17 protein-coding genes are annotated in these 24,983 nt (G+C 60.0%); 13 read left to right on the top strand and 4 right to left on the bottom strand.

Annotated elements, in window-relative coordinates; translation table 11 throughout:
- The first annotated feature begins 124 nt into the window (after positions 1 to 124).
- On the top strand, positions 125 to 1,042 hold the full coding sequence (locus KCQ76_RS04720) for a dihydrodipicolinate synthase family protein (RefSeq protein ID WP_046202916.1): 918 nt from the start codon (positions 125 to 127) through the stop codon (positions 1,040 to 1,042).
- A gap of 469 nt (positions 1,043 to 1,511) precedes the next feature.
- Here the strand turns inward: KCQ76_RS04720 and nagB are convergent, their stop codons facing one another.
- Both nagB and KCQ76_RS04710 read right to left on the bottom strand, forming a co-directional pair.
- Complete coding sequence (nagB, locus tag KCQ76_RS04715) at positions 1,512 to 2,288, bottom strand: glucosamine-6-phosphate deaminase (protein WP_046202853.1); 777 nt, start codon at positions 2,286 to 2,288, stop codon at positions 1,512 to 1,514.
- 164 nt (positions 2,289 to 2,452) lie between these two features.
- Positions 2,453 to 3,784: an N-acetylglucosamine-6-phosphate deacetylase gene (locus KCQ76_RS04710; protein WP_052722121.1), complete on the bottom strand. Its 1,332-nt coding sequence runs from the start codon at positions 3,782 to 3,784 to the stop codon at positions 2,453 to 2,455.
- 171 nt (positions 3,785 to 3,955) lie between these two features.
- On the opposite strand from KCQ76_RS04710, the gene KCQ76_RS04705 reads away from it, so the two are divergent.
- Both KCQ76_RS04705 and KCQ76_RS04700 read left to right on the top strand, forming a co-directional pair.
- A complete protein-coding gene (locus KCQ76_RS04705; protein ID WP_046202854.1) occupies positions 3,956 to 4,969 on the top strand; it encodes an ROK family protein in 1,014 nt (337 codons plus the stop codon).
- 39 nt (positions 4,970 to 5,008) lie between these two features.
- Positions 5,009 to 5,734 (top strand): putative N-acetylmannosamine-6-phosphate 2-epimerase, encoded by a 726-nt coding sequence (locus KCQ76_RS04700; protein ID WP_046202855.1) that lies wholly within the window; start codon positions 5,009 to 5,011, stop codon positions 5,732 to 5,734.
- A gap of 40 nt (positions 5,735 to 5,774) precedes the next feature.
- On the opposite strand, the gene KCQ76_RS04695 is transcribed toward KCQ76_RS04700, so the two are convergent.
- Together KCQ76_RS04695 and KCQ76_RS04690 are read right to left on the bottom strand one after the other, a co-directional pair.
- A complete protein-coding gene (locus KCQ76_RS04695; protein ID WP_052723064.1) occupies positions 5,775 to 6,557 on the bottom strand; it encodes a FadR/GntR family transcriptional regulator in 783 nt (260 codons plus the stop codon).
- Between the two features lie 397 nt (positions 6,558 to 6,954).
- Positions 6,955 to 7,245, bottom strand: a complete 291-nt coding sequence (locus KCQ76_RS04690) for a hypothetical protein (protein ID WP_052722123.1) — start codon at positions 7,243 to 7,245, stop codon at positions 6,955 to 6,957.
- Positions 7,246 to 7,931: 686 nt separating this feature from the next.
- Between KCQ76_RS04690 and rplJ the strand changes: the two genes are divergently transcribed.
- The 10 genes from rplJ to fusA all read left to right on the top strand — a co-directional run bounded on the left by rplJ (position 7,932) and on the right by fusA (position 24,808).
- The gene (rplJ, locus tag KCQ76_RS04685; RefSeq protein ID WP_046202856.1) at positions 7,932 to 8,444 is read left to right on the top strand and encodes a 50S ribosomal protein L10; all 513 of its coding nucleotides are present in this window, start codon (positions 7,932 to 7,934) and stop codon (positions 8,442 to 8,444) included.
- Between the two features lie 73 nt (positions 8,445 to 8,517).
- A complete protein-coding gene (rplL, locus tag KCQ76_RS04680; RefSeq protein ID WP_012732464.1) occupies positions 8,518 to 8,904 on the top strand; it encodes a 50S ribosomal protein L7/L12 in 387 nt (128 codons plus the stop codon).
- Between the two features lie 461 nt (positions 8,905 to 9,365).
- On the top strand, positions 9,366 to 12,872 hold the full coding sequence (gene rpoB / locus KCQ76_RS04675; protein ID WP_046202857.1) for a DNA-directed RNA polymerase subunit beta: 3,507 nt from the start codon (positions 9,366 to 9,368) through the stop codon (positions 12,870 to 12,872).
- Positions 12,873 to 12,938: 66 nt separating this feature from the next.
- Positions 12,939 to 16,937 (top strand): DNA-directed RNA polymerase subunit beta', encoded by a 3,999-nt coding sequence (locus tag KCQ76_RS04670; protein ID WP_046202858.1) that lies wholly within the window; start codon positions 12,939 to 12,941, stop codon positions 16,935 to 16,937.
- Between the two features lie 601 nt (positions 16,938 to 17,538).
- On the top strand, positions 17,539 to 18,840 hold the full coding sequence (locus tag KCQ76_RS04665; RefSeq protein WP_221914806.1) for a ribokinase: 1,302 nt from the start codon (positions 17,539 to 17,541) through the stop codon (positions 18,838 to 18,840).
- A gap of 250 nt (positions 18,841 to 19,090) precedes the next feature.
- Positions 19,091 to 19,606, top strand: coding sequence for a TM2 domain-containing protein (locus tag KCQ76_RS04660; protein ID WP_052723065.1), 516 nt, complete (start codon positions 19,091 to 19,093; stop codon positions 19,604 to 19,606).
- 216 nt (positions 19,607 to 19,822) lie between these two features.
- Complete coding sequence (locus KCQ76_RS04655; RefSeq protein WP_052723066.1) at positions 19,823 to 21,202, top strand: hypothetical protein; 1,380 nt, start codon at positions 19,823 to 19,825, stop codon at positions 21,200 to 21,202.
- Positions 21,203 to 21,722: 520 nt separating this feature from the next.
- Positions 21,723 to 22,094: a 30S ribosomal protein S12 gene (rpsL, locus tag KCQ76_RS04650; RefSeq protein ID WP_012732458.1), complete on the top strand. Its 372-nt coding sequence runs from the start codon at positions 21,723 to 21,725 to the stop codon at positions 22,092 to 22,094.
- A 3-nt stretch (positions 22,095 to 22,097) separates the two neighbouring features.
- On the top strand, positions 22,098 to 22,568 hold the full coding sequence (gene rpsG, locus KCQ76_RS04645) for a 30S ribosomal protein S7 (protein WP_012732457.1): 471 nt from the start codon (positions 22,098 to 22,100) through the stop codon (positions 22,566 to 22,568).
- A gap of 113 nt (positions 22,569 to 22,681) precedes the next feature.
- Complete coding sequence (gene fusA / locus KCQ76_RS04640; protein ID WP_046202860.1) at positions 22,682 to 24,808, top strand: elongation factor G; 2,127 nt, start codon at positions 22,682 to 22,684, stop codon at positions 24,806 to 24,808.
- The last annotated feature ends 175 nt before the right edge of the window (positions 24,809 to 24,983 follow it).

Raw genomic sequence — 24,983 nt, 5'->3', positions numbered from 1 at the left:
ATAGGTACACAACGTGGCCGTCGCGCACCGTGCTGCACATGGCGCGTCCCGCACCCCGGCCCCGCACCACACCAACCAAACATTCAACGAATCAAAAACACTTGTTATTTGTAAGGAGTTTCCCATGAATTCGACATTCCGCGGAGTTATCCCACCGGTCGTCACGCCACTGACCGAGGACCGCAGCTTCGACCGCCCCAGCTTCAACCGCAACATCGAGCGCCTCATCGACGCCGGCGTCAACGGCCTGTTCTTCCTCGGTTCCTCCGGCGAGGTCGCCTTCTCTACCGACGAGCGTCGAGACGAAATTGTCAAAGCCGCGATCGAGCAGGTCGCCGGCCGCGTCCCCGTCCTCGTCGGCTGCATTGACACCGAAACCGAGCGCGTCATCGAGCACGCCCGGCGCGCCCAAAAACTCGGCGCCGACGCGATCGTCGCCACTGCCCCGTTCTACGCACTCGGCGGGATGACCGAGGTCGAGCAGCACTTCCGCCTCATCCACGAGGCCGTCGACCTGCCGCTATTCGCCTACGACATCCCGGTGTGCGTTCACACCAAGCTCCCCGTCGACATGCTGGTCCGCCTGGGCAAGGACGGCGTGCTGGCCGGAGTGAAGGACTCGTCGGGCGACGACGTCAGCTTCCGATTCCTCATTCAAGACAACGAGGACGCCGGGCACCCCCTCCAGCTGCTCACCGGGCATGAAGTGGTTGTCGATGGCGCCTATCTTGCGGGTGCCGACGGTTCCGTCCCCGGATTGGCCAACGTGAATCCCGAGGTTTACGTGCGGCAATGGAAGGCGTTCCAGAACGACGATTGGAAGGGTGTTCGCGAGGCACAGGAAGAGGCCGCGCGTCTGATGCGCATCGTTATGGTGACCGATGGCGTGAGTGGTTTCGGTGCCGGGGTTGGGGCGTTCAAGACGGCGATGAAGCTGCTCGGCGTGTTCGAGAGCAACCAGATGCCGAACCCGGTCGCGGCGCTCGAGGGCGACAATGTGAAAGCCATCGAAAAAGTGCTGAAAGACGTGGGGATGCTGTAAGGGGTGGTGCGTCTTGGGGGTGCACTGCTTTTGCCGTGCACCCGCTTTCCCCAGTGATCTGGCGTGCTCCCGTGACGTGGGGTTTTGCCACGGTAGGGCATGTTCGGGAGCTGTCTCGACGGCGCAACCGCGGTACCCAGGAAAAGTGTGGGGGAAATGGTCAATTTTTGGCCATTTTCGCCCATATACCCCCGCAGTTTTCGGCGGCACCCATATTCCCCCGCTGTTTTCCAGGCCAGGGCCCATACATGGCCACCTGTTATCACTCGTGCTGCCCCATGAGCGAACCGCCGACGTCTGATCGGCGCCCGAATTTATTCGGGTCCCCCCCGAATCTGCCCGGATCCGCCCGATCCCTTCAGGGCATCCAACTCCCGCACATTCACGGAACCATCCACACTCGCCCCGCCTACCTACGCTCACTTCAGGCGAGGGTCTATTCCCCAGGTCGGAGGATCAACCCCCACTCCTAGTATCGCTGCCACTCAGGCTTATTCTTCTCCGCGAAGATGTAGTACTCCTTGTGCTCGAGGCAGGTAGCGGCCGCTTCGTCGATAATGACGGTCGCATGCGGGTGAAGCTGCAGAACACTCGCGGGGCACGACGCGCTCACCGGCCCCTCCGCCAGCGCTTGAACGGCGGCGGCCTTGTTTTTGCCCGTGGCCAGAAGCAGCAGGTGGCGCGCGTGTTGGATCGTCCCGAGGCCCTGGGTGAGCACGTGCCGCGGCACGTCGGCCTCGCTGTCGAAGAATCGCGCGTTGTCGCTCACGGTTTGCGGGTGCAGCGTTTTCAACCTCGTTGGTGAGTTAAGCGAACTGCCGGGTTCGTTGAACCCGATGTGCCCGTCGGTCCCGATCCCGAGAATTTGAATATCGACGCCGCCCGCGTTGCGAATGCGCTCGTCGTAGGCGCGCCCGGCTTCGTCGATGTTGTCGGCCAGGCCGTCCGGCGATGACACCGCTTCATCTTTGATGTCGATGTGCTCGGTGAATTCGCGACGAATTGTCCGGTAGTACGACTGTTCGTGGTCGCGGGGGAGCCCGACATATTCGTCGAGAAGAAAAGCTTGGTTGTTAGCAAAAGATAGACCGGATTCGTTATGTCGACGAATCAATTCTTGGTACGTTCCTAGTGGCGTCGACCCTGTTGCCAATCCGAGTGTGGCGCCTTCCGAGACGTAGGGTTCAAGGATATCGGCAGCTTGAAGGCTTACCTGCTCGGGTGTTTTGCGAATGACAATTTCCATGACTCTTTGCTATCCCTTTCTCGTTGGTTGTTTTTCTTAATGATGTGAATGGTTTCTCGCTTTATTTTCTTGCCGACGTCTGACGCCGGGTTTTCGTGCCGACGTTCGATGCCCAACGTCCGGCCGGTGAAGTCGCCCGCGTAGAAACGCGCCGGGTCAGAGGACTAGCGCGCCGACTCGGTTTCACCCTCGCGCACGTGTAGCGCTTGCCCAGCGGCGTAGACCTCGCGGAGCTGGAAGTTCGGATCCAGGACGACAAAATCGGCGGGAGCTCCGACCACTAAGTGACCAGCCCCGGTGCCGGCGGCCGAGGAGGAGGCATCACTGCTGGCGTCAAGGGAACCACCACCAGACTCCTCACGCCCAAACTCGAGCACGCGTCCAGCCGTCGCGCTCGTGAACCTCACCGCATCCACCGGGTCGAACCCGCGCCGAACCGCCCGAACGAACTGGTCGAACAGTGTCGAGGTCCCGCCGGCGATCGACCCCGCCGACCCGTCAGTCGTCGTTAGTCGAGCCACGCCATTGGCCACCGTCACGGCCAATGCCCCCAGCACGTAGGACCCGTCGGCCTTCCCGGCGGCTTCCATCGCGTCGGTAATAAAGAACGCCGAGTTGGGCAGCGATTCCGTGACCATATCGACGGTCCCGTTGTGGAGGTGGATGCCGTCGGCAATGAGCTCGGCAAACACGCGCCCGGGGAACTTTTTCGCGGCCGTGATCATGGCGGCCGCCGCGCCGGGTGCCCGATGGTGCAGGGGTGGCATCGCGTTGAACAGGTGCGTGGCGGTCACCATGATGCCCCGGTCTACAGCTTTGCTGACGAAGTTCATAGTGGTGTCGTAATCCGCATCGGTGTGCCCGAGCGACAAAATGATCCCCTCACGCGCGCACACGTCCAGGCAGGCCTCGGCACCCGGGCTTTCGGGGGCCAGCGTGATCTGTCGGATCAGGCCGGGGCGGCGGGAGGTCGCGCGCGCGAACATATCGGCGTCGGCGGGCACGATCCGATCAGGGTTCTGCGCGCCGCACTTGTGCGCGTTCACAAACGGCCCCTCCAGGTGTACCCCCGCGATCAGCCCCTCGTCCGCTAGCGGCTTCAGTATGTCCAGCTGTCGCACAATCTCCTGCTCATTGGCGCTAACGAGGCTGGCCAGCAGGGTCGTCGTTCCGTGCCGACGGTGGAACAGCGCGGCCCGGCGGCAGCTCTCCTCATCGCCCGTCGGGAACGCCCCGCCATCGCCACCGTGATTGTGGAGATCGACAAACCCCGGAATGATTGTCGGCATATCGGATGCACTCCACATTGCCGACGGGCCGCTAGCCGACGTTTGGCCCGACGCCTCATCCAACCCTTCATTCGACGCATGTGTAGTTCCGCTATCCAATGGAGTAACCGACGAAATGCGCGACCCCGTGACCTCGATGCGCGCATGTTCCGTGATGCCCGCAGCGTCAATGACGCGCCCTTCCACCGTGAAATCCGGATGGCTCATAGCCTTACGTGCTCCTAACTATGGTCGTGTGACTGTGCTGCCATGAAGAATACGATCGCTCGCGACTGCTCGCCCGCCACAACTATTGTGACTGTTAGTATAGGTTGTAAGACGTCTGACGTCCACGGCTCATGACAATTACCGGCGACAGCGCAGAAGGGTAGAACCACTGTGGCACTCACACTCGCACTAGACATTGGCGGCACCAAGATCGCCTGGGGGCTTATCGACGACGACGCCCCCCGCACAGTAATCGCCCACGGGCGCGTACCCAGCCAACCCGCTGGCGGGAACACCGCCGACCAGCTGGAAGTCGCCGTCACCGAAGCGCTAGCAGCACCAGCACTATCATCGCCGGAGTTAGCAGCCGGCAACGTTGCATCAGCCCGAACATCGTCGTCGACAAGCGAAAATACGATCGCGCGAGTCGGGGTGGCAGCCGCCGGTGTCATCGATCCCATCACCGCGACGGTCACCCGCGCCGGGGCCACGATGCCCGGCTGGGAGGGTACCGACATTGCTGCCCGCATCGCTCGCCATATCGACGCTCCCGTGTTCGCGCACAACGACGTCCGCGTGTGGGCCTTTGGCGAGCACACGCTGTGTTGGCGCGACGAGTATCCGCACGCCCGCCTGCTTTACGTCAGTCTGGGCACGGGGGTTGGGGGAGCGTTCGTTATTAACGACGATCTCGCCGCTGGTAATCGCGGCACGGCCGGTGAGATTTCCGAACTTTATTGCCCTCATTACGGCAGCGGCGTGGCCCGGTGCGAAGACGTGGCGTCCGGTCCGAAACTCGTTGCGACGTATCACGAAGCGATTTCGGAGCGCGACGGTCAGTCCGGTTCAGGCCGCGATGTTAACCCTGCATCCCCGTCGACAGTGACTGACCTATTGGAACTGGAACGACAAGGGAACTCATTAGCGACGGAGGTCCTCGACCGGAATCTGCACGGTTTCGGCCAGATGCTGGGAACGCTCGCGATGGGGATTGACCTCGACGCGATCATCCTCGGTGGAGGAGTGTCGGGGCTGGGCGAAGCCATCACGCGGCGAATCCGTGATGGCGTGCGCAGCCACCTGGCTTACAGTGTTCGCCCCTGCGACATCCGCGATAGTGCCCTGCGCGAAGGCCCCCTTGTCGCCGCCGCGGTTTATGCTCGAGCGCGACATAAACGCTCGTAACCGCCCTCCTCACACACCAACCGAACAAAGGAGATCCCCATGCCCTTCTCATTTTCCGCCTCCACCCCCGCCGACCAACGCCAGGAGCTGCGCTCGATCATCGCGGGCGACATCATCGTGTCCGCCCAAGCCCCCGACGGGCACCCACTCCGCGACACTCACGCGTTAACGTTGAGCGCGAAGGCCTGCGTCGCCGCTGGCACCCCCGCGATTCGCTGCGGCGGCTATGGCGGAATCGCCGACATCACGTCCATCGGGGACGCCGTCGATGTCCCCATTTTCGGCCTAACAAAGGAAGGCGACTCCGGCGTGTACATCACTCCGACGGTCGCGTCGGTCAAGGCAGTTGCCGACGCAGGTGCCGCGGTCGTCTGTGCCGACGCCACCGGCCGCCCACGTCCCGACGGGTCCTCCACCGAAGACCTGGTGAAGGCCGCCCACGAGTCCGGCGCGCTGTTCATGGCGGATTGTGACACCGCGGCCAACGGGATAGCAGCGTACGAAGCCGGCGCGGACATTGTGTCCTCAACATTGTCGGGATACACCCCGGCGACAGAGGACCTCGAGGGCCCTGACCTGGACTTTATTTCCACTGTTCGGAACGAGGTGGGGGAGGAGCCGCTGCTGATCGCGGAAGGACATTATCATTCCCCCGACGCGGTAAAGGACGCGCTCCAGCGTGGAGCCAACGCCGTCATTATCGGGTCCGCCATCACCGATCCGCGGTGGCTCACGGGGTTCTATCGCAGCGAAATCGGGAAGTAGCTCGTCGGCAAGCGCGCACCTAATAAGGCCGTGCCGCTACCTACTTAACCCCGAGCGCTTCGCGGAGCGGTTCGTAATGGTCGACGACGGCTTGCCGGTAGGCGTCCTCGTCTCCGGCAACAATGGCGTCGACAATTTTTTGGTGAGCATCCACGGTCTGTTCCAGATTATCTTTCGTGGTCAGATGCAGTTTCGGTACCGCCACCATATGCACACGCCACAGTGCTTTGGACAGCTCCTGGATGAGCCCGTTGCTGGTCACGGACAGAATGTGATCGTGAAACATGGAGTCAGATTCCATGAATGGCTCATTTCGCATGACCGCGGATTTCATCTGGTTAATCAGGCGCCCCAGGAATACGCCGTCGATGTCGTCGCGATGCTCAATCACGTCGCGCGAGATCTGCAAATCCAATGCCTGCCGCGTATCGACCACATCGATCAGCCGCGACCGCGCGTGATCGTCGTCGAGAGTAATACGCAGGGTAAGGCCATTGACCAGGGGCTCAAGAGACATATCAGCGACGAACGTGCCGAAGCCGCGTCGGACCTCGAGGATGTCCAGGCTCACGAGGGTTCGGATCGCTTCCCTTACCGATGACCGCGACAGTTTCAGCGATTCCACAATCGTGAGCTCGCTGGGCAGCGGGTCACCGACTTTGAGGTGGTTGTCCCGGATGTAGGCGACAATCGACTGCATGGCCACATCAGTTGCCGAGCGGGCCTCAGAACCGAAAAGTCCCGTATTGCTGCTCCGATAGCTGTTCCCATGGCTGCGGCCGGTGGCAGCGGAATGCGATTTGGTGTTGTCTTGGCCACTCACAGTGAAGCTGACCGCTCCTTCATTGCCGGATTCGTGTCGTGTACAAGGGTTCGTACGAGGACTATTTTTACAGGAATTATTGTCCTGTACGAAGACGGAATATGTATGGGAATTGCGTATGCGGGGGTATCGGGGGTTTAGTGCCGACGCTTGTTTCGCGGGGTCGTGAAACGTTCGGCTGACGAAGCTCCCGATCTGCGACGACGGCTTACGGAATGACGCTCTGCGCCGACGTCCCCGGAAGTGCGGCCCCGAAATCACGCAACCATGAAACGACGGGACCACCGTCGGATAGTAACAGTGATCCCGAATTCGTTTAAATCAGCATGAGACGGAACTGCATCGAGTTCCGCAGGGCCTCTTTATCCAGCGCTGGACGGGCTCTTATTGCCGACGTTTACAGCCCCTGGCTGACCTGATCAATCAGGTTCTGGGTGAAGTCCTTCGGCTGCGGCTTCACGAAGAAGGTGCCGTCGGTGGCCTTAGCGACCGTGTCGCCCGCACTCACTGTTTCCCCGTCGGGAAGCTGGAACTGCACGTTGTCGCGAGTCTCAAAGGTCGGCTTGACGTAGTCGCCACCCTCAATCCACTGCTTCAGTGCAGCTTCGCTGGTGCTGGAACCGCTGTGGACGTGCGACTCGACGATGTCGACATTGGACATATCAGCGGGTGGGGGAAGAACGATCATTGATAGCTCCTTCAATGAGGCAGTAAAACTTCAAATGTGCATCACACGGGGTCACATGCATTACACATGGTCATGTGGTGCAGGCACAACCGCGCGCGAAGAATGCGCACCAATTTTGCGCAGGCAAAACGCACGCCGAAAACTGTGCCGATTATGCTTTTCTACTATAGACGCACATGTATGACAATCCTTCTTTTTGTAAATCGAAGCATTTAGGGTCGATGGCAAGCCGGCGGCAGGCCTAATTGCCGACGACGAGGCTGCGACGTTCGAGCGTCGTCTCGAACATCGGAACTGCGCCGACCTAAACCCCGCCCAAACGTCGTCGATTTTGAAAATGTGCACTTGGTGTGTAGTCTCCACCGAGGAACTTTAGGATAGTTCACGTTTCACCACAGACCGTCGGTCCTCAGGGAAATCTGAGCGAAGTGTTGCTCATCCGAGTGACGGCCCACGCAGGAGACAACGCGAACGCAAAGTATTCATCACCACGCTCCAGGTTCGAACCGGACACAAGGTTTCAGCCGGGCGGTGCGAAGTTCAGAGCATTACCGACGTGAACGTCGTAAGGCCCTGACACGAAATAGAGGGTGATGAACGAATTGCGCGCCCCGCCTCCTGTGCGGGGCGTTACTCATTGGGCCTCCCCGACGGTGAAACTTACCGAAGGAAGGAGGCGAGAGTACATGGCCAACCCGAAGAACACTGCAGCTGTCAAGGAGCTCACTGCGCGTTTCCAGAACGCAAGCAGTGCAATCCTGACGGAATACCGCGGTCTGTCCGTTACTGAGATGACAGAGCTGCGTAAGGAACTTGGCGCTGAGGTTGAATACTCCGTCGCCAAGAACACCATGATCAAGCTCGCCGCACGCGAAGCTGGCGTCGAAGGTCTTGACGAAGAACTTCTTAACGGCCCCACCGCTATTGCATTCATCAATGGCGAAGCGGTCGATGCCGCGAAGGCAATGAAGAAGTTCGGCGCAGACCACGACGCTTTCGTGGTTAAAGGCGGAACAATGGATGGTTCGGCTCTCACGGCCGAGCAGGTCCAGCAGCTCGCGGATATGGACAACCGCGAGACCACACTGTCCAAGATCGCCGGTGGATTCAACGGCGTTCTGGCAAACGTTGCGTCCTTGCTGGGCGCACCGCATTCCGAGATGGCACGCCTGGCCGCGGCCCTCGAGGAGAAGAAGTAAACACTGTCGGTTCGCCGCCGACAGGCGGGTACGGAACCTCCCACACGAAGACGCGTAGAAAGGAAGCCATATCATGGCTAAGTACACCAACGAAGAGCTCATCGAAGCTTTCAAGGAAATGACCCTCGTTGAGCTCACTGAGTTCAAGAACCTCTTCGAAGAGACCTTCGACGTCACCGCTGCTGCTCCGGTTGCAGTTGCTGCTGCAGGCGCTGCCGGTGGCGAAGCTGCTGCTGAGGAAGAGAAGGACGAGTTCGACGTCGTGCTCGAGGACGCTGGCGCCAAGAAGATCGGCGTTATTAAGGTCGTCCGCGAGGTCGTCTCCGGCCTGGGTCTGAAGGAAGCTAAGGACCTCGTTGAGTCCGCTCCGAAGGCTATCCTCGAAGGTGCCTCCAAGGACGACGCCGAGGCTGCCAAGACCAAGCTCGAAGAGGCTGGCGCAAAGGTTTCCCTCAAGTAAGACAGGGATATGCGCGATTAACTCAGCGCACCGCGCCGCGCATCCGATTCCCACCTCAACGGTGCAGGAACGGTGCGCAGCGTAAATACAGCGAACAGGGGCTTCCCACCACGGAAGGTCCCTGTTTTGTCATATGTATTAGGGTGTTGGCGCTAGGGTGGTGGTGTAGGAGAGTGTTACTTCGCAGACGCCTCACCGCGGAGCTGTACGCAAAGCTCCGCGCGCCCCACCGCAGAGTGATAAAAAACCATTAGACATGGTGCCATAACTAGTATAAGATAGTCCGTTGCGCTGGATCCCCGTGCACAGATTTCTTTTTAGGCCTTGTACCAATTCCTTCAAAAACAGGATTTGACAAGGTCCTTTAGTGATATCCAACCACGGATGATCCGCTTTTTGGAAGAAGACACTCACTCTTTTCACGCAGGCAAACCACAGCGAGCACGGTCACCCCGCGTGAGGTGCTGGAAGGACCCATCTTGGCAGTCTCCCGCCAGACCAGTTTAACGTCCGGAATCCCCGGCGCGACGAAACGCTACTCGTTCGCGAAGATTAAAGAGCCGATCGAGGTCCCTGGCCTCCTCGATCTGCAGCGCGACTCGTTCGCGTGGCTTATTGGCGCACCCGAATGGCGCGCTAAGAAGCAGGCTGAGTCCGAAGAAGGCGCGCGTATTACCAGCGGCCTGGAGGACATCCTAGAGGAGTTGTCTCCTATTGAGGACTACTCCGGCAACATGTCCCTCACCCTATCCGAGCCCCGCTTCGACGACGTCAAGAACACGATCGATGAAGCCAAGGATAAGGACATTAACTACTCCGCCCCGCTTTATGTGACGGCGGAATTCACCAACGCGATGTCTGGCGAAATCAAAAGCCAGACCGTCTTCATTGGTGATTTCCCAATGATGACGGACAAAGGCACGTTCATCATCAACGGTACCGAGCGTGTCATCGTGTCCCAGTTGGTTCGCTCTCCTGGCGTGTACTTCGACGAGTCCATCGACAAGTCGACCGAGCGCCCGCTGCACTCCGTCAAGGTTATCCCTTCCCGCGGTGCATGGTTGGAGTTCGACATCGACAAGCGCGACACCGTCGGCGTCCGCATCGACCGTAAACGTCGCCAGCCTGTCACTGTGCTGTTGAAAGCTTTGGGCTTGTCGACGCAGGACATCACGGATCGTTTCGGTTTCTCCGAACTCATGATGTCCACCCTCGAGCATGATGGCGTCGCTAATACCGACGAAGCTCTCCTGGAGATTTACCGCAAGCAGCGCCCGGGTGAATCACCCACGCGCGATTCCGCTCAGGCTTTGCTGGACAACAGCTTCTTCAACCCGAAGCGGTACGACTTGGCGAAGGTTGGCCGCTACAAGGTGAACCGCAAGCTCGGTTTGGGCGGCGGCTCCACCACTGGCGAGCACACCCTGACTGAAGAAGACATCCTGACCACCATTGAATACTTGGTGCGTCTGCACGCCGGTGAGCGGACGATGGAATCGCCCGACGGCACCGAGCTGATGATCAGCACGGACGATATCGATCACTTCGGTAACCGCCGCCTGCGCACTGTCGGCGAGCTGGTTCAGAACCAGGTTCGCGTCGGCTTGTCGCGTATGGAGCGTGTCGTGCGTGAACGCATGACCACGCAGGATGCGGAATCCATCACGCCGACCTCGCTGATCAACGTGCGTCCCGTGTCGGCCGCGATCCGCGAGTTCTTCGGAACGTCGCAGTTGTCGCAGTTCATGGACCAGAACAACTCCCTGTCTGGCCTGACGCACAAGCGTCGTCTATCCGCTCTTGGGCCTGGCGGTCTGTCGCGTGAACGTGCCGGCCTGGATGTTCGTGACGTCCACGCCTCGCACTACGGCCGCATGTGCCCGATTGAGACGCCTGAGGGTCCGAACATTGGTTTGATCGGCTCCCTCGCGTCCTACGCACGCGTTAACCCGTTCGGTTTCATCGAGACGCCGTACCGTCGCGTCGAAGACGGTCAGGCCACTGACGTTGTTGACTACCTCACCGCTGATGAGGAAGACCGGCACATCGTCGCTCAGGCCAACACGAAGATGGACTCCGAAGGCCGCTTCGTTGAGGACACCGTCGCGGTCCGAATGAAAGGCGGGAACGTCGAGGTCGTCCCCGCAAGCGAAGTGGACTACATGGATGTGTCCCCGCGCCAGATGGTGTCTGTGGCTACCGCCATGATTCCGTTCCTGGAGCACGACGACGCCAACCGTGCCCTCATGGGTGCGAACATGCAGCGTCAGGCTGTGCCGCTGCTGCGCAACGAAGCGCCCTTCGTCGGCACTGGTATGGAACTGCGCGCCGCCCACGACGCCGGCGATGTTGTGATCGCCCGCCGCCCGGGTGTCGTCGAAACTGTGTGTGCAGACTTCATCACCACCCTTGGCGACGACGGCCAGCGCGACACCTTCCTCCTGCGTAAATTCGAGCGCACCAACCAGGGGACCTGCTATAACCAGAAGCCCCTCGTTGAGGCCGGCGACCGCATCGAAGAGGGACAAGCCCTCGCCGACGGCCCCGGCACCGAGAACGGTGAGATGGCTCTGGGCCGTAACCTGCTCGTGGCGTTCATGCCATGGGAAGGCCACAACTACGAGGACGCCATCATCCTCAACCAGCGGATTGTCGAGGAAGATGTCCTCACCTCAATCCACATTGAGGAACATGAGATCGACGCCCGCGACACCAAGCTGGGGCCGGAGGAAATCACGCGCGATATCCCGAACGCTTCGGAAGATATCCTCGCTGACCTCGACGAACGCGGTATCGTCCGCATCGGCGCTGACGTTCGCGACGGCGATATCCTCGTCGGCAAGGTCACCCCGAAGGGTGAAACCGAGCTGACGCCGGAAGAGCGCCTCCTCCGCGCCATCTTCGGCGAGAAGGCCCGCGAAGTTCGCGACACCTCGATGAAGGTTCCGCACGGTGAAACAGGCAAGGTCATCGGCGTTCGCGTGTTCTCCCGCGAAGACGACGACGACCTCGCGCCTGGCGTTAACCAGATGGTCCGCGTGTACGTCGCCCAGAAGCGCAAGATCCAGGACGGCGATAAGCTCTCCGGCCGCCACGGCAACAAGGGTGTCGTCGGCAAGATCTTGCCTGCCGAGGACATGCCGTTCCTGCCCGACGGAACGCCAGTCGACATCATTCTGAACACGCACGGTGTGCCACGTCGTATGAACATCGGCCAGGTGCTGGAAGTTCACCTCGGTATGCTGGCGAAATCCGGGTGGAAGGTTGACCCGGAGTCACAGGACCCGGCGGTCAAGGCCATGCTGGAAACGCTGCCCGAGGACCTCTACGACGTCCCCGCCGATTCCCGCGTTGCCACCCCGGTGTTCGACGGCACGACCAACGAAGAGCTGTCCGGACTGATGCGTTCCTCGCGGCCTAACCGCGACGGCGACCAAATGGTCAACGAATTCGGCAAATCCACCCTGATCGACGGCCGGACGGGCGAGCCCTTCCAGCAGCCGATCTCCGTGGGCTACATGTACATGCTGAAGCTGCACCACCTGGTCGACGAGAAGATCCACGCCCGGTCCACCGGCCCGTACTCCATGATCACCCAGCAGCCGCTCGGTGGTAAGGCACAGTTCGGTGGTCAGCGCTTCGGTGAGATGGAAGTCTGGGCCATGCAGGCCTACGGCGCCGCCTACACGCTGCAGGAACTCCTGACCATCAAGTCCGACGACGTCGTCGGACGTGTCAAGGTGTACGAAGCCATCGTGAAGGGCGACAACATCCCGGATCCGGGAATTCCGGAGTCCTTCAAAGTGTTGCTCAAAGAGCTGCAGTCTCTGTGCCTCAACGTTGAGGTCTTGTCCGCCGACGGAACCCCGGTTGATCTGGGTGCCGACGATGACGACCTCGACCAAGCCAACGCATCCTTGGGTATTAACCTCTCCCGCGACGAACGCTTCGACGCCGACGCGGTGTAGAGACCTCCCAACTAGTAACCAGTAATCATCCGAACAACCCTCGTGAACGAGGGGAAAGGACGTTACGTGCTCGACGTCAATCTTTTCGACGAGCTCCGCATCGGTCTCGCCACGGCCGATGACATCCGTCGCTGGTCACACGGCGAGGTCAAAAAGCCCGAGACCATTAACTACCGCACGCTCAAACCCGAGAAGGACGGCCTGTTCTGCGAACGTATCTTCGGGCCAACCCGCGACTGGGAATGTGCCTGCGGTAAATACAAGCGTGTCCGGTACAAGGGCATCGTCTGTGAACGCTGCGGCGTGGAAGTGACCAAATCCAAGGTCCGCCGCGAGCGCATGGGCCACATCGAGCTGGCCGCGCCCGTCACGCACATCTGGTACTTCAAGGGCGTGCCCTCACGCTTGGGGTACCTGCTTGACCTCGCGCCAAAAGATCTGGAAAAGATCATCTACTTCGCCGCGAACATCATCACCTCGGTGGATGAGGAGGCCCGTCACACGGACCAGGAAACCCTCGAAGCCGACATGTTCATGGAGAAGAAAGAGGTCGAAGCCGACCGCGACGAAGAGCTCGCGGAGCGCCAGCAAAAGCTGGAAGAAGACCTCAAAGAGCTTGAATCCAACGGTGCGAAAGCCGATGCCAAGCGCAAGGTTCAGAATGCCGCTGAGCGTGAAATGCGCCACATCCGTGAGCGTGCTGAGCGTGAAATCGACCGGCTCGACGAGATCTGGAACACGTTCATCAAGCTTGCCCCCAAGCAGATGATCGTCGACGAAACCATCTACTCCGAACTCGTCGACCGCTACGAGGACTACTTCACCGGCGGCATGGGTGCAGAAGCCATCCAGACGCTGATTAAGAACTTTGACCTCGAAGAAGAAGCGGAGAAACTCCGCGAGGTTATTCGTGACGGCAAGGGACAAAAGCAGGTTCGCGCACTCAAGCGCCTGCGCGTTGTCGCCGCCTTCTTGCGCTCCGGTAATGACCCGGCAGCGATGGTCTTGGACGCCATCCCGGTGATCCCGCCCGAGCTCCGCCCAATGGTTCAGCTCGACGGTGGCCGCTTTGCGACGTCGGACCTCAACGACCTGTACCGTCGCGTCATCAACCGCAACAACCGCTTGAAGCGCATGATTGACCTCGGCGCGCCCGAGATCATCGTGAACAACGAAAAGCGCATGCTTCAGGAATCCGTCGACGCGCTATTCGATAACGGCCGTCGCGGACGCCCGGTCACGGGCCCCGGCAACCGCCCACTGAAGTCCCTCTCTGACCTGCTGAAAGGTAAGCAAGGACGCTTCCGTCAGAACCTGCTGGGTAAGCGTGTGGACTACTCCGGCCGTTCGGTTATTATCGTCGGCCCGCAGCTGAAACTGCACCAATGCGGTCTGCCGAAGCTCATGGCGTTGGAGCTGTTCAAGCCATTCGTCATGAAGCGCCTGGTCGAGAAGTCCTATGCTCAGAACATTCGCTCCGCGAAGCGGATGGTGGAGCGTCAGCGCCCCGAAGTGTGGGACGTCCTCGAAGAAGCCATCGCGGAACACCCCGTCATGCTCAACCGTGCACCGACGCTGCACCGCTTGGGTATTCAGGCGTTCGAGCCAGTTCTCGTCGAGGGTAAAGCTATCCAGCTGCACCCCTTGGCCTGTGAGGCCTTCAACGCTGACTTCGACGGTGACCAGATGGCTGTCCACCTGCCGCTATCCGCAGAAGCTCAGGCTGAGGCCCGCGTGCTCATGCTCGCCTCCAACAACATTCTGTCCCCGGCATCCGGTAAACCACTGGCCATGCCACGTTTGGACATGGTGACCGGCCTGTACTTCCTCACCCTGGAAAAGGGCGAGGACCAGCTCGGTGGTGAAGGCGCCTACCACGAAGCCGACGAGAACGGCCCGAAGAGGGGTACCTACTCGTCCTTCGCCGAGGCCCTCATGGCGCGCGACCGCGGAGTGCTTGGGCTCCAGGCGCCGATCGAGGTGCGCATCAGCCACCTCCGCCCGCCGGAGGACATCGAGGCAGAACTGTTCCCCGACGGATGGCAGCGCGGCCAGAAGTGGACCGCCCACACGACCCTCGGACGCATCATGTTCAACGAGCTGCTGCCGTGGAACTACCCGTTCGTCAACGGTGTCATGGCGAAGAAGGCGCAGGCCGTCATCATCAACGACCTCGCCGCGCGGTACCCAATGATCACCGTCGCGCAGACCGTCGACAAGATGAAGGACGCCGGTTTCTACTGGGCAACCCGGTCCTGCGTCACCATCTCCATGGACGACGTGCTCGTTCTTCCCAACAAGGAAGAAATCCTGCAGCGGTACGAGAAGCAGGCCGCGACCATCGAGAAGAAGCTCGCTCGAGGCAAGATCAACAACGAAGAGCGTTACCGCTCCCTCGTTGACCTCTGGAAGGAATGCACCGACTTCGTTGGTGAGTCCGTTGAGAAGATCTACCCCGACGACAACCCGATCCCGATGATCGTGAAGTCCGGTGCCGCCGGTAACATGCGCCAGATCTGGACGCTGGCCGGTATGAAGGGCATGGTCACGAACTCGCGCGGTGACTACATCACCCGCCCGATCAAGACCTCCTTCCGCGAGGGCCTCTCGGTGCTGGAGTACTTCAACAACTCGCACGGCTCCCGTAAGGGCCTGGCCGACACCGCTCTGCGTACCGCCGACTCCGGTTACCTCACCCGTCGTCTTGTCGACGTTGCTCAGGACGTCATCGTGCGCGAAGACGACTGCGGCACCGATAAGGGCCTGGATGTCGACGTCGCGAAGCCGGTGTTGGACGCCGAGGGCAACGAAACGGGAGAATTCACCCGCGCTGACTTCTTGGAGACCGCGTTGGTCGGCCGTTATCTGGCCAAAGACGCTGTCAACGACAAGGGCGACGTTATTTACGAGCGTGGCGCTTTCGTCGGCGATGCCGAAGCCAAGAAGATGGTTGCCGAGGGCGTGCGAACAGCTACTGTCCGGACAGTCATGATGTGCCAAACCGCCACCGGCGTGTGCGCGACCTGCTACGGACGTTCCATGGCCACCGGCCAGAAGGTGGACATCGGAGAAGCCGTCGGTATCGTCGCCGCGCAGTCCATTGGTGAGCCCGGCACGCAGCTGACCATGCGTACGTTCCACCAAGGTGGTGTCGGTGGCGACATCACCGGTGGTCTGCCGCGTGTTCAGGAGCTGTTCGAGGCTCGTGTGCCCAAGAACCAGGCGCCGATCGCTTCGGCCGACGGAACGATCAAGCTTGAGGACGACGGCAACTTCTACACGCTGACCATCACGCCTGACGAAGGCCAGGACGAGGTCGTGTACGAGAAGCTGTCGAAGCGCCAGGGTTTGGCAGTGACCCAGGAACCCGGTGGATTCGAACACCAGCTGCGTACTGGCGACCATGTTGTCGCAGGCCAGCCGCTGTTGCGTGGTGCCCCCGATCCGCACGAAGTCCTTCAGGTCGAGGGTGTGCAGGGTGTGCAGAAGCACCTCATCGAACAGGTGCAGAAGGTCTACCGTGACCAGGGCGTGGCGATTCACGACAAACACATCGAGATTATCGTCCGCCAGATGCTGCGTCGCGTGACTGTCGTCGAGTCAGGAGACACCGAGTTCCTGCCGGGCAGTCTGGTTGACCGGAACGAAGCGCGAGCTATTAACAAAGCCGTCGCGACGAATGGTGGTCAGGGTGCCTCCTTCCGTCAGGAGATCATGGGCATCACCAAGGCGTCGTTGGCCACGGAATCCTGGTTGTCGGCAGCATCGTTCCAGGAGACCACGCGTGTCCTGACCGATGCGGCGATCAACAAGCGGTCCGATAAGCTCATCGGGCTGAAAGAGAACGTGATCATCGGTAAGCTCATTCCGGCTGGTACGGGCATCTCCCGCTACCGGAACATCTCGGTTGAGCCCACCGAGGAGGCCCGTGCGCAGGCGTTCTCCATGAACACCAGCTACGGCGACGGCTTCTACGGCGAAGATGGTGCATACGGCGAATTCACCGGTGCGGCCGTTCGCCTGGATGACCAGGGCTTTGATGGAGGCTTCGGCGATATCAGCTAGGTGAGCCTTTGAGGGGTGATTCGTTGCTGGCGGGCCGGTTAGCCGGCCAGCGTGCCGCCGGCGTGCTGCCTCTCAAAAATGATTTATCGGCAAATGCCCGGGTGCGAGTTATCTCGCACCCGGGCATTTTCTATTTTTAATTGGATTCTGTCGGCGCTTGCTAGGTTTTCGTGGCTGAGAGAGGTGTGTGGGGAAGGGCGTTTAGGTTCTCATGTGAGTTGTGTAGTGCGAACGCGTGTGATCGCGGGGAAGCGCGGGCATGCGTAAACGTTCCAGCCGAAAACTGCGGGGGAATAGCCCACTTTGTTCGACCTCAGGGAAAACTGCGGGGATATATGGTCGATTTTCGGTCATTTTTCGCCCCTATACCCCCGCACTTTTTAGTTGGGCACCCGATATTTCCCCGCACATTTGCCGTCGGAGAGAGCGAAGGCCTAGTTTCTCGTGCATCGAAGGGGAAATTCGTTCCGTATGCTACTTATACCGGTCCTACATAAGAGACCACACCCATCTTGCGCGGTAAGCCTTGCAAATCGTGCCGGGTAAGCTCCACGCTCATACGTAAGCACTCACCTAACCTCACCAGACCTATAAACGAACTATGAAAAGCAATCCAGACCTCTCGAACGTCAAAGAAATCCTCACATCCGTAATGTCGTCGCCGGGAAAAGTCACCGTCGTCGGCTCGCTCAACGCCGATCTGACTGCGCGGGTCGAGGAATTCCCAGCTCCCGGGGCAACGGTCCCGGCCGCTGACCTGAGGTATGGTCCCGGCGGTAAGTCCTCGAATCAGGCGGTCGCGGCGTCGAAGATTGGGGCGGATGTCGCGATGGTGGGCGCGGTTGGCCATGATGCTTATGGGAGTTTTGTGCTGCGAAGTTTGGGGGATGCGGGGGTCGATACGTCGAGGGTTGTGGCTCGCGATTTGCCCACCGGGACCGCGCTGATCACGGTGAATGCGGCTGGTGAGAACACGATCGTGTACTCGGCGGGCGCGAATCGGAGCGTGTCGCGGGCGGACCTGCAGGCGGCTGCGGATGTTCTGCAGTCCGCGGATGTTGTCGCGCTCGGCTTTGAATCTCCCGCGAGTGTGGTTGCGGCCGCGATCGATGTGGCTCGCTCTGCTTTCGACGCAAATACTGAAACAAGGGCATACGTCGACCAACACTATGCGCCCCATCAACACCGGAATAATGGTCGCGATGAACGAGGAACTCGCCGTGCACCGCAGATTATTTTGAATTATTCTCCAATTATCGACGTCGACCCGGCGCTGTTGAGTGGGGTCGATATTGTGGTCGTGAATGAGATTGAGCTGCGAGCTCTAGGGGAGCGGTATGAATTCGCCCAATTGCCGACGCAGGAACGAGGGGGATTGGCTAACGTAGCCGGATCTAAGGTCGACGAGCATGCCGACGCAAAGCCCGCGGACGCTCCTACTGTTCGCGACTCCGCAAGCAGCATGGCTAAAGAAGATGGTGCCAGCGAAAATGGCCTGTTCACGACAGCGACGCGGCTAGTAGCCACAATGGGCCTTAGAGGCTTGATTGTGACGCTCGGTCCGAAGGGCTGTTTTGTCGTGGAGTCTGAGGATTCCTTAGATAGCGGTGACGGTAATCCGACGAGTGACGTGAACCGGAGCGATCGCGCCAACCCCACCGCCCTCACTACTAATGGCGTGTATGTGCAGGGATATCCAGTCGATGCAGTCGATTCAACCGGGTGTGGCGATTGCTTTATGGGGACGGTCGCCGCATCGATAGCCTCCGGACGAAGTCTGCTGGATTCCGCCGGGTTAGCGACGTTCGTTGCATCTCGCGCTGCGACCAAGCAGGGCGCTCAAAGTTCATATTTTTCGGCCGACGAACTCGCGGACCAGCTCAAACTCGACCCAGCGAACTAGTAAACACAGAGCTGATCGACAGGACGATTGATGGGCGAGCTCGACGGTCACCCATCGCCGCACACACCACCCCCGTCGAGAATTCTTCGTATCAGGGAACATTTCGGGCTTCAGCGGAACACATCAATTAGAGGCCGAGAGCGAGCGTCGACAAGCCGAATAAGAACGGCAACAACGACAAACGGTTCGCAACGGACACCGCACTCGGCCATCGCACTAAAACCGTCCCGAAGACCCCGAAGGAATCGTCATGACTTACCCCAACAACCCGAGCAGCCCATATCAGGGATCCAGCGACCCTTACTCGGGATCCCCCGCCGGTTTCGGTGCATCCGGTTCCGGGGAGGGCGGAATGCCGGCCACCTATGAAAGCGGCCAGGTCGACTCGGCATTTGGCGGCGGCCAGTATGGCAGTCCCGCGGGCCAATATGCGCAGCCCAACCAGTGGAATCAGGGTGCGCCGCAGTTCGGCAACGGTATGAACGGCATGGGCTCGGTTCCGCAGGGTCGGCAGAAGAGCAAAGTAGTCGCCGCGGTGCTCGCGTTTTTCCTGGGCGGCTTCGGCGCACACAATTTCTACCTCGGGTATATCGGGGTCGCCTGCGCCCAGCTCGCAATCCTGTTGATTAGCGTTCCTTTGATGTTCGTTGTTGTCGGTTTCTTTACCGACGCGGCCCTCTCCATCTGGGTTTTGGTCGAATTCATCATGATCCTCGCTGGTTCGGCGCGTTTCGCTACCGATGCCAACGGCGTGCCTGTTCGTTAAAACCGGAGTGTTCGGGAGGCAATTTTCCGCCGAAGCGTGCCGACGAAAACGACGTGTTATCCAGAACACGAATGCTCCATCAATCGGAACGCGAGCGCTCCATTAACCGGAACGCGTAAAACGCAACCGAACGGAGGTGCGGTGAGTCTGTGAGGTGCTCGAGGGTCGATTAGAATATTACCCGGAATGCGATCAACCTAACAGGTAAGGCTCACCATGACTCCCGACGACAACTCCTGGAAGCATTCAAGCAACGACCGCTCTGACGGCGGCGGGGGCAGTGACGGCTCGGGCGACCCTACGCATGATAATTCGGCTGACGACGCACATCGCCAGAATCAAAGTGCCGACGACGGCGCCGCCAACGAAAACCAACACGACGGTGGCCAAGGCAACGACGCTGCTGGTGAGGACACCCAAGCCACGGAAGGCAGTGATTCATCGGCAGGAACGTCCGACGCTCAATCCGCCGGGAGTCCCTCGTCGGAAGAGGATTTTGAAACCCGCGAATGGCAGCCAGTCCAAGCGTGGAGTGAAGTGCGGAACCCCGACGGGAGTGTGTCTCCTCGGTCGGGCGACTCGTGGAGCAATTCCCAGCAATGGAACAACGCTGGCAACGGTGGAGGAAGTGGCTGGAATAACGCCGCCAACACCGGCTGGAACAACGGGGGTAGCCAGCAGTGGAATGGAGGCGCCCCGGGCGGTGGGAACGGTCAGCCGGGCCAGGGTCAATACGGCGGCCAACAATACGGTGGCCAGTACGGTGCTGCTCAGAATGGGGCAGGCCAGTGGAATAATCCCCAGAGGCAGCCGGGTCAATATGGCCAGCAAGGGCAATACGGACAGGGGCAGTACAACCAGCAGCCGCAGTACGGGCAGCAAAACCAGCAACCTCAGTACGCCCAAAACGCTCAATATGGTCAGAGCCAGTCGGGCGGTTCGAGTGCCGTCGGATCGCAGGGGGAGGCCGGCCAGTCGAGCTCGTCGATCTGGAAGGTTCTGCTTCCTATCATTCTCATTCTTGTCGTGGTCGCCGCGCTGATCGGAGCGCTGATGTGGAAGCCGTGGGAAAAGCTCAGTAACGACGATGGCGCGCCTGGCAGCGAATCGTCGGCAATTCCTCAAGAACCGAGCAACGAGCCCATAGAAGAAACGACGACGGAGCCCGAGGACACCGAAACCACCACGGAAGACACCACCACCGAGCGGACAACGACGACAACCACGACAACATCGAGTAACCACACCGGGACCGACATCCCGGGGTTGGGTCGCCAAGGATTTACCGATAACAGTGCTGCAACCTGTAATGCCGACGACGAATGGGTGTATGCGGGAATTAATGAGGACGGCGACAAGGTTGTCATCTGCCAGGTAGGGGACACCGACGGGTTCTATTACCGCGGTTGGTACCACGGCGGCGCGCTCGAGCGAGATGTGACGAGCCGCGGCTCCGATGGGAGGTCGTACTCGATGAAGAGCGGTGGAACCGTGATCAACATCGACGGATCCACCTTGAATGTTGTGCAGAACGGTAAGACCGTTTCTTCCTCCGTGTTTGACGGAGTGGCAACTCGGGAGCCGGATTGGGGTTAGTCGCGTTCCGCGGACGCCCGGCCACCTAATAGCCGACGCGCGACGGGCGCCTGGCTAACGAACGCCCGCCACCCACGCCCAAATCCCACCGGTTTCCCACCACAAGTTTGGGAAAAATCCAGGTTATCGCTTAAACTGGAGCGCTGTGTCCGCCACGTGCGGGCGGGACAAACGTCCACCGTAGGCCAGCGAGAGCGGCTGACTCGTTCACGTACGCTCAAAAAATGCTGGTTACGGCGTTAAAAATTTCTTCCGAAAAGTTGCCTAGCGCAACGTCGGAAAGAAGTTTTTAGCACCACGGAATGAGCTTGCAAAGGCAGGTGCGAGCGGCAAGTAAGCACCCCGCCTGCACGGGCACTATGCCAGTGAGCGAGTGAAAAACCCGGTTTTGTTGTAATTTCCATCACACTTCGCGTGGATTATCTGAGGGTAGATCTATCCGGATCGGCTCCGCGAGGATCGGGAAACAGCACCCCGGGAATGAACCGCAAACGCGTCAAGAAACATAGAAAGTCGGTACATGCCTACTATTCAGCAGCTGGTCCGCAAGGGCCGCAAGGACAAGAAGGCCAAGGTGAAGACCGCGGCCCTCAAGGGATCACCGCAGCGCCGCGGTGTGTGCACCCGTGTCTACACCACGACCCCGAAGAAGCCGAACTCCGCTCTCCGTAAGGTTGCGCGTGTTCGTCTGACCTCTGGTATTGAGGTTTCCGCTTACATCCCCGGTGAGGGCCACAACCTCCAGGAGCACTCCATGGTGCTTGTTCGCGGTGGCCGTGTGAAGGACCTCCCAGGTGTCCGCTACCGCATCATCCGCGGCTCCCTCGACACCCAGGGAGTTAAGGATCGTAAGCAGGCACGTTCTCGCTACGGCGCGAAGAAGGAGAAGTAATTCATGCCACGTAAAGGTCCAGCACCCGCACGTCAGCTTCCGAAAGACCCGGTATACGGCGATACCATCGTCTCACAGCTGATCAACAAGGTCCTCGTCGATGGCAAGAAGTCCACCGCCGAGCGCATCGTCTACGGAGCCCTCGAATCCTGCCGTGAGAAGACCGGCACCGACCCGGTTCTCACCCTGAAGAAGGCTCTTGACAACGTCAAACCCACCCTCGAAGTGCGTTCACGCCGCGTTGGTGGCGCAACCTACCAGGTCCCGGTCGAGGTTCGCCCTGGCCGTGCAACCACCCTGGCATTGCGTTGGCTGGTTATGTTCACCCGCCAGCGTCGCGAAAACACCATGACCGAGCGTCTCGCCGCAGAGATCCTGGACGCATCCAACGGCCTCGGCGCATCCGTGAAGCGTCGTGAAGACACTCACAAGATGGCTGAAGCCAACCGCGCATTCGCGCACTACCGCTGGTAATCACCTCTCCGGCGTAGCCAGACCAAGAATTACACGCAGGCCCGCCACCATCGGATCGCCACGATCGACTGGTTCCGGTGAGTGGGCCACCAAACTACGAGTTGGGGTACACAGTGGCACAAAAAGTGCTTTCTGACCTTCATAAGGTCCGCAACATCGGCATCATGGCCCACATCGATGCCGGAAAGACCACCGTAACCGAACGAATCCTCTACTACACGGGTATCAACCGCAAAGTCGGTGAGACCCACGATGGTGCTTCCACCACTGACTGGATGGAGCAGGAGAAAGAGCGCGGCATCACGATTACGTCCGCCGCGGTCACCTGTTTCTGGAAAGACAACCAGATCAACATCATCGACACCCCCGGCCACGTCGACTTCACCGTCGAGGTTGAGCGTTCACTTCGCGTCCTCGACGGAGCCGTCGCCGTGTTCGACGGTAAGGAAGGTGTCGAGCCGCAGTCCGAGCAGGTGTGGCGCCAGGCCGCTAAGTACGACGTCCCACGTATTTGCTTCGTCAACAAGATGGACAAGCTGGGCGCGGACTTCTACTACACCGTCGACACCATCGTCGACCGCCTGCACGCAAAGCCGCTGGTCATGCAGCTGCCCATCGGTGCTGAAGATGACTTCGACGGCGTCGTTGACCTGATCAACATGAACGCCATCACCTGGCGCGGCAAGGTCGACGTCGGAGCAGAGCCCACCATCGAGGAAATCCCGGACGACCTCAAGGACAAGGCCGACGAGTACCACGAGAAGCTGCTCGAGGCCGTCGCCGAGTCCGACGAAGAGCTCATGGAGAAGTACTTCGCCGGTGAGGAACTCACCACCGACGAGATCCACGAGGCCATCCGCAAGATGGTTGTGAACTCCGAGATCTTCCCCGTGTTCTGTGGGTCCGCCTACAAGAACAAGGGTGTCCAGCCGCTCCTCGACGCCATTAACTGGTACCTGCCGACGCCTCTCGACGTCGGAGAGGTCCACGGCCACAAGGTCGGCGACGAGTCCGTCGAGCTGACACGCCACCCCTCCGTGGACGCACCGTTCTCGGCTCTGGCGTTCAAGATCGCCGCCCACCCGTTCTTCGGTAAGCTGACGTTCGTTCGCGTGTACTCCGGTTCCGTCGAGCCTGGCCAGCAGGTCATGAACTCGACCAAGGGCCACAAGGAACGCATCGGCAAGCTGTTCCAGATGCACGCGAACAAAGAGAACCCGATGGACGTCGCCAAGGCCGGAAACATTTACGCTTTCATCGGCCTGAAAGACACCACCACCGGCGACACCCTGTGTGACGCCAATGACCAGATCATCCTGGAGTCCATGGACTTCCCGGATCCGGTTATTGAGGTGGCCATCGAGCCGAAGTCGAAGGCTGATCAGGAAAAGCTCGGTATCGCTATTCAGCGCCTCGCTGAAGAGGACCCGACATTCACCGTCAAGCTCGACGAAGAGACCGGCCAGACCGTCATCGGCGGTATGGGCGAGCTCCACCTCGACGTCCTTGTGGACCGCATGAAGCGCGAATTCAAGGTCGAGGCCAACGTGGGTGCCCCGCAGGTTGCGTACCGCGAGACCATCCGCAAGCCCGTCGAGAAGTACGAATACACCCACAAGAAGCAGACCGGTGGTTCGGGTCAGTTCGCGAAGGTCATCATCTCGCTGGAGCCTTACGCGCCCAACCCGGATGAGCTGGAAGAGGGCGAGTCCGCGACCTACAAGTTCGAGAACGCCGTTACCGGTGGCCGCGTGCCGAAGGAATACATTCCTTCTGTCGACGCCGGTATCCAGGACGCCATGCAGTACGGTACGCTGGCCGGATTCCCGCTGGTCAACATCAAGGCCACGCTTGTCGACGGCCAGTACCACGAGGTTGACTCCTCTGAAATGGCCTTCAAGATCGCCGGTGCTCAGGCGCTCAAGGAAGCCGTTCAGAAGGCGAAGCCGGTTCTGTTGGAGCCGATGATGGCTGTGGACGTCATCACTCCTGAGGAGTACATGGGCGAGGTCATCGGCGACGTCAACGCACGTCGTGGCCAGGTCCACTCCATGGAGGACCGCTCCGGTGCCAAGGTCGTTAAGGCCACGGTTCCGCTGTCGTCCATGTTCGGCTACGTTGGTGACCTCCGCTCGAAGACGCAGGGTCGTGCAAACTACACCATGATCTTCGATTCCTACGCGGAAGTTCCGACGAACGTCGCGCAGGAGATCATCGCGGAGCGCACGGGTAACAAGTAATCCGCGCACCCTCACCATTACAGCCCCTCGTCGATCGGGTTACAGGGTCGACGAAGGGCACCGCATGGTAAGGGCCAGCCAGGCACTATCCACAAATTGCTGGCAAAACAATGACTGTTAATGCGCAGCACATCATAAGAGTGTGTGATGTGAATAGTGTGTGGTGGCCGTTACC

This window comes from Corynebacterium parakroppenstedtii (assembly GCF_019754935.1).
Lineage (GTDB): Bacteria > Actinomycetota > Actinomycetes > Mycobacteriales > Mycobacteriaceae > Corynebacterium > Corynebacterium parakroppenstedtii.
The sequence above is the reverse complement of the archived record's forward strand: the minus strand, read 5'-3'. Positions and strand labels throughout refer to the sequence as shown.

Bases quoted from the DNA above. Each gene is read 5' to 3' on its own strand.
- KCQ76_RS04720 (WP_046202916.1), top strand. From the start codon at position 125: ATGAATTCGACATTCCGCGGAGTTATCCCACCGGTCGTCACGCCACTG.
- nagB (WP_046202853.1), bottom strand. From the start codon at position 2,288: ATGGAAATTGTCATTCGCAAAACACCCGAGCAGGTAAGCCTTCAAGCT.
- KCQ76_RS04710 (WP_052722121.1), bottom strand. From the start codon at position 3,784: ATGAGCCATCCGGATTTCACGGTGGAAGGGCGCGTCATTGACGCTGCG.
- KCQ76_RS04700 (WP_046202855.1), top strand. From the start codon at position 5,009: ATGCCCTTCTCATTTTCCGCCTCCACCCCCGCCGACCAACGCCAGGAG.
- KCQ76_RS04690 (WP_052722123.1), bottom strand. From the start codon at position 7,245: ATGATCGTTCTTCCCCCACCCGCTGATATGTCCAATGTCGACATCGTC.
- rplJ (WP_046202856.1), top strand. From the start codon at position 7,932: ATGGCCAACCCGAAGAACACTGCAGCTGTCAAGGAGCTCACTGCGCGT.
- rplL (WP_012732464.1), top strand. From the start codon at position 8,518: ATGGCTAAGTACACCAACGAAGAGCTCATCGAAGCTTTCAAGGAAATG.
- KCQ76_RS04665 (WP_221914806.1), top strand. From the start codon at position 17,539: ATGAAAAGCAATCCAGACCTCTCGAACGTCAAAGAAATCCTCACATCC.
- KCQ76_RS04660 (WP_052723065.1), top strand. From the start codon at position 19,091: ATGACTTACCCCAACAACCCGAGCAGCCCATATCAGGGATCCAGCGAC.
- KCQ76_RS04655 (WP_052723066.1), top strand. From the start codon at position 19,823: ATGACTCCCGACGACAACTCCTGGAAGCATTCAAGCAACGACCGCTCT.
- rpsL (WP_012732458.1), top strand. From the start codon at position 21,723: ATGCCTACTATTCAGCAGCTGGTCCGCAAGGGCCGCAAGGACAAGAAG.
- rpsG (WP_012732457.1), top strand. From the start codon at position 22,098: ATGCCACGTAAAGGTCCAGCACCCGCACGTCAGCTTCCGAAAGACCCG.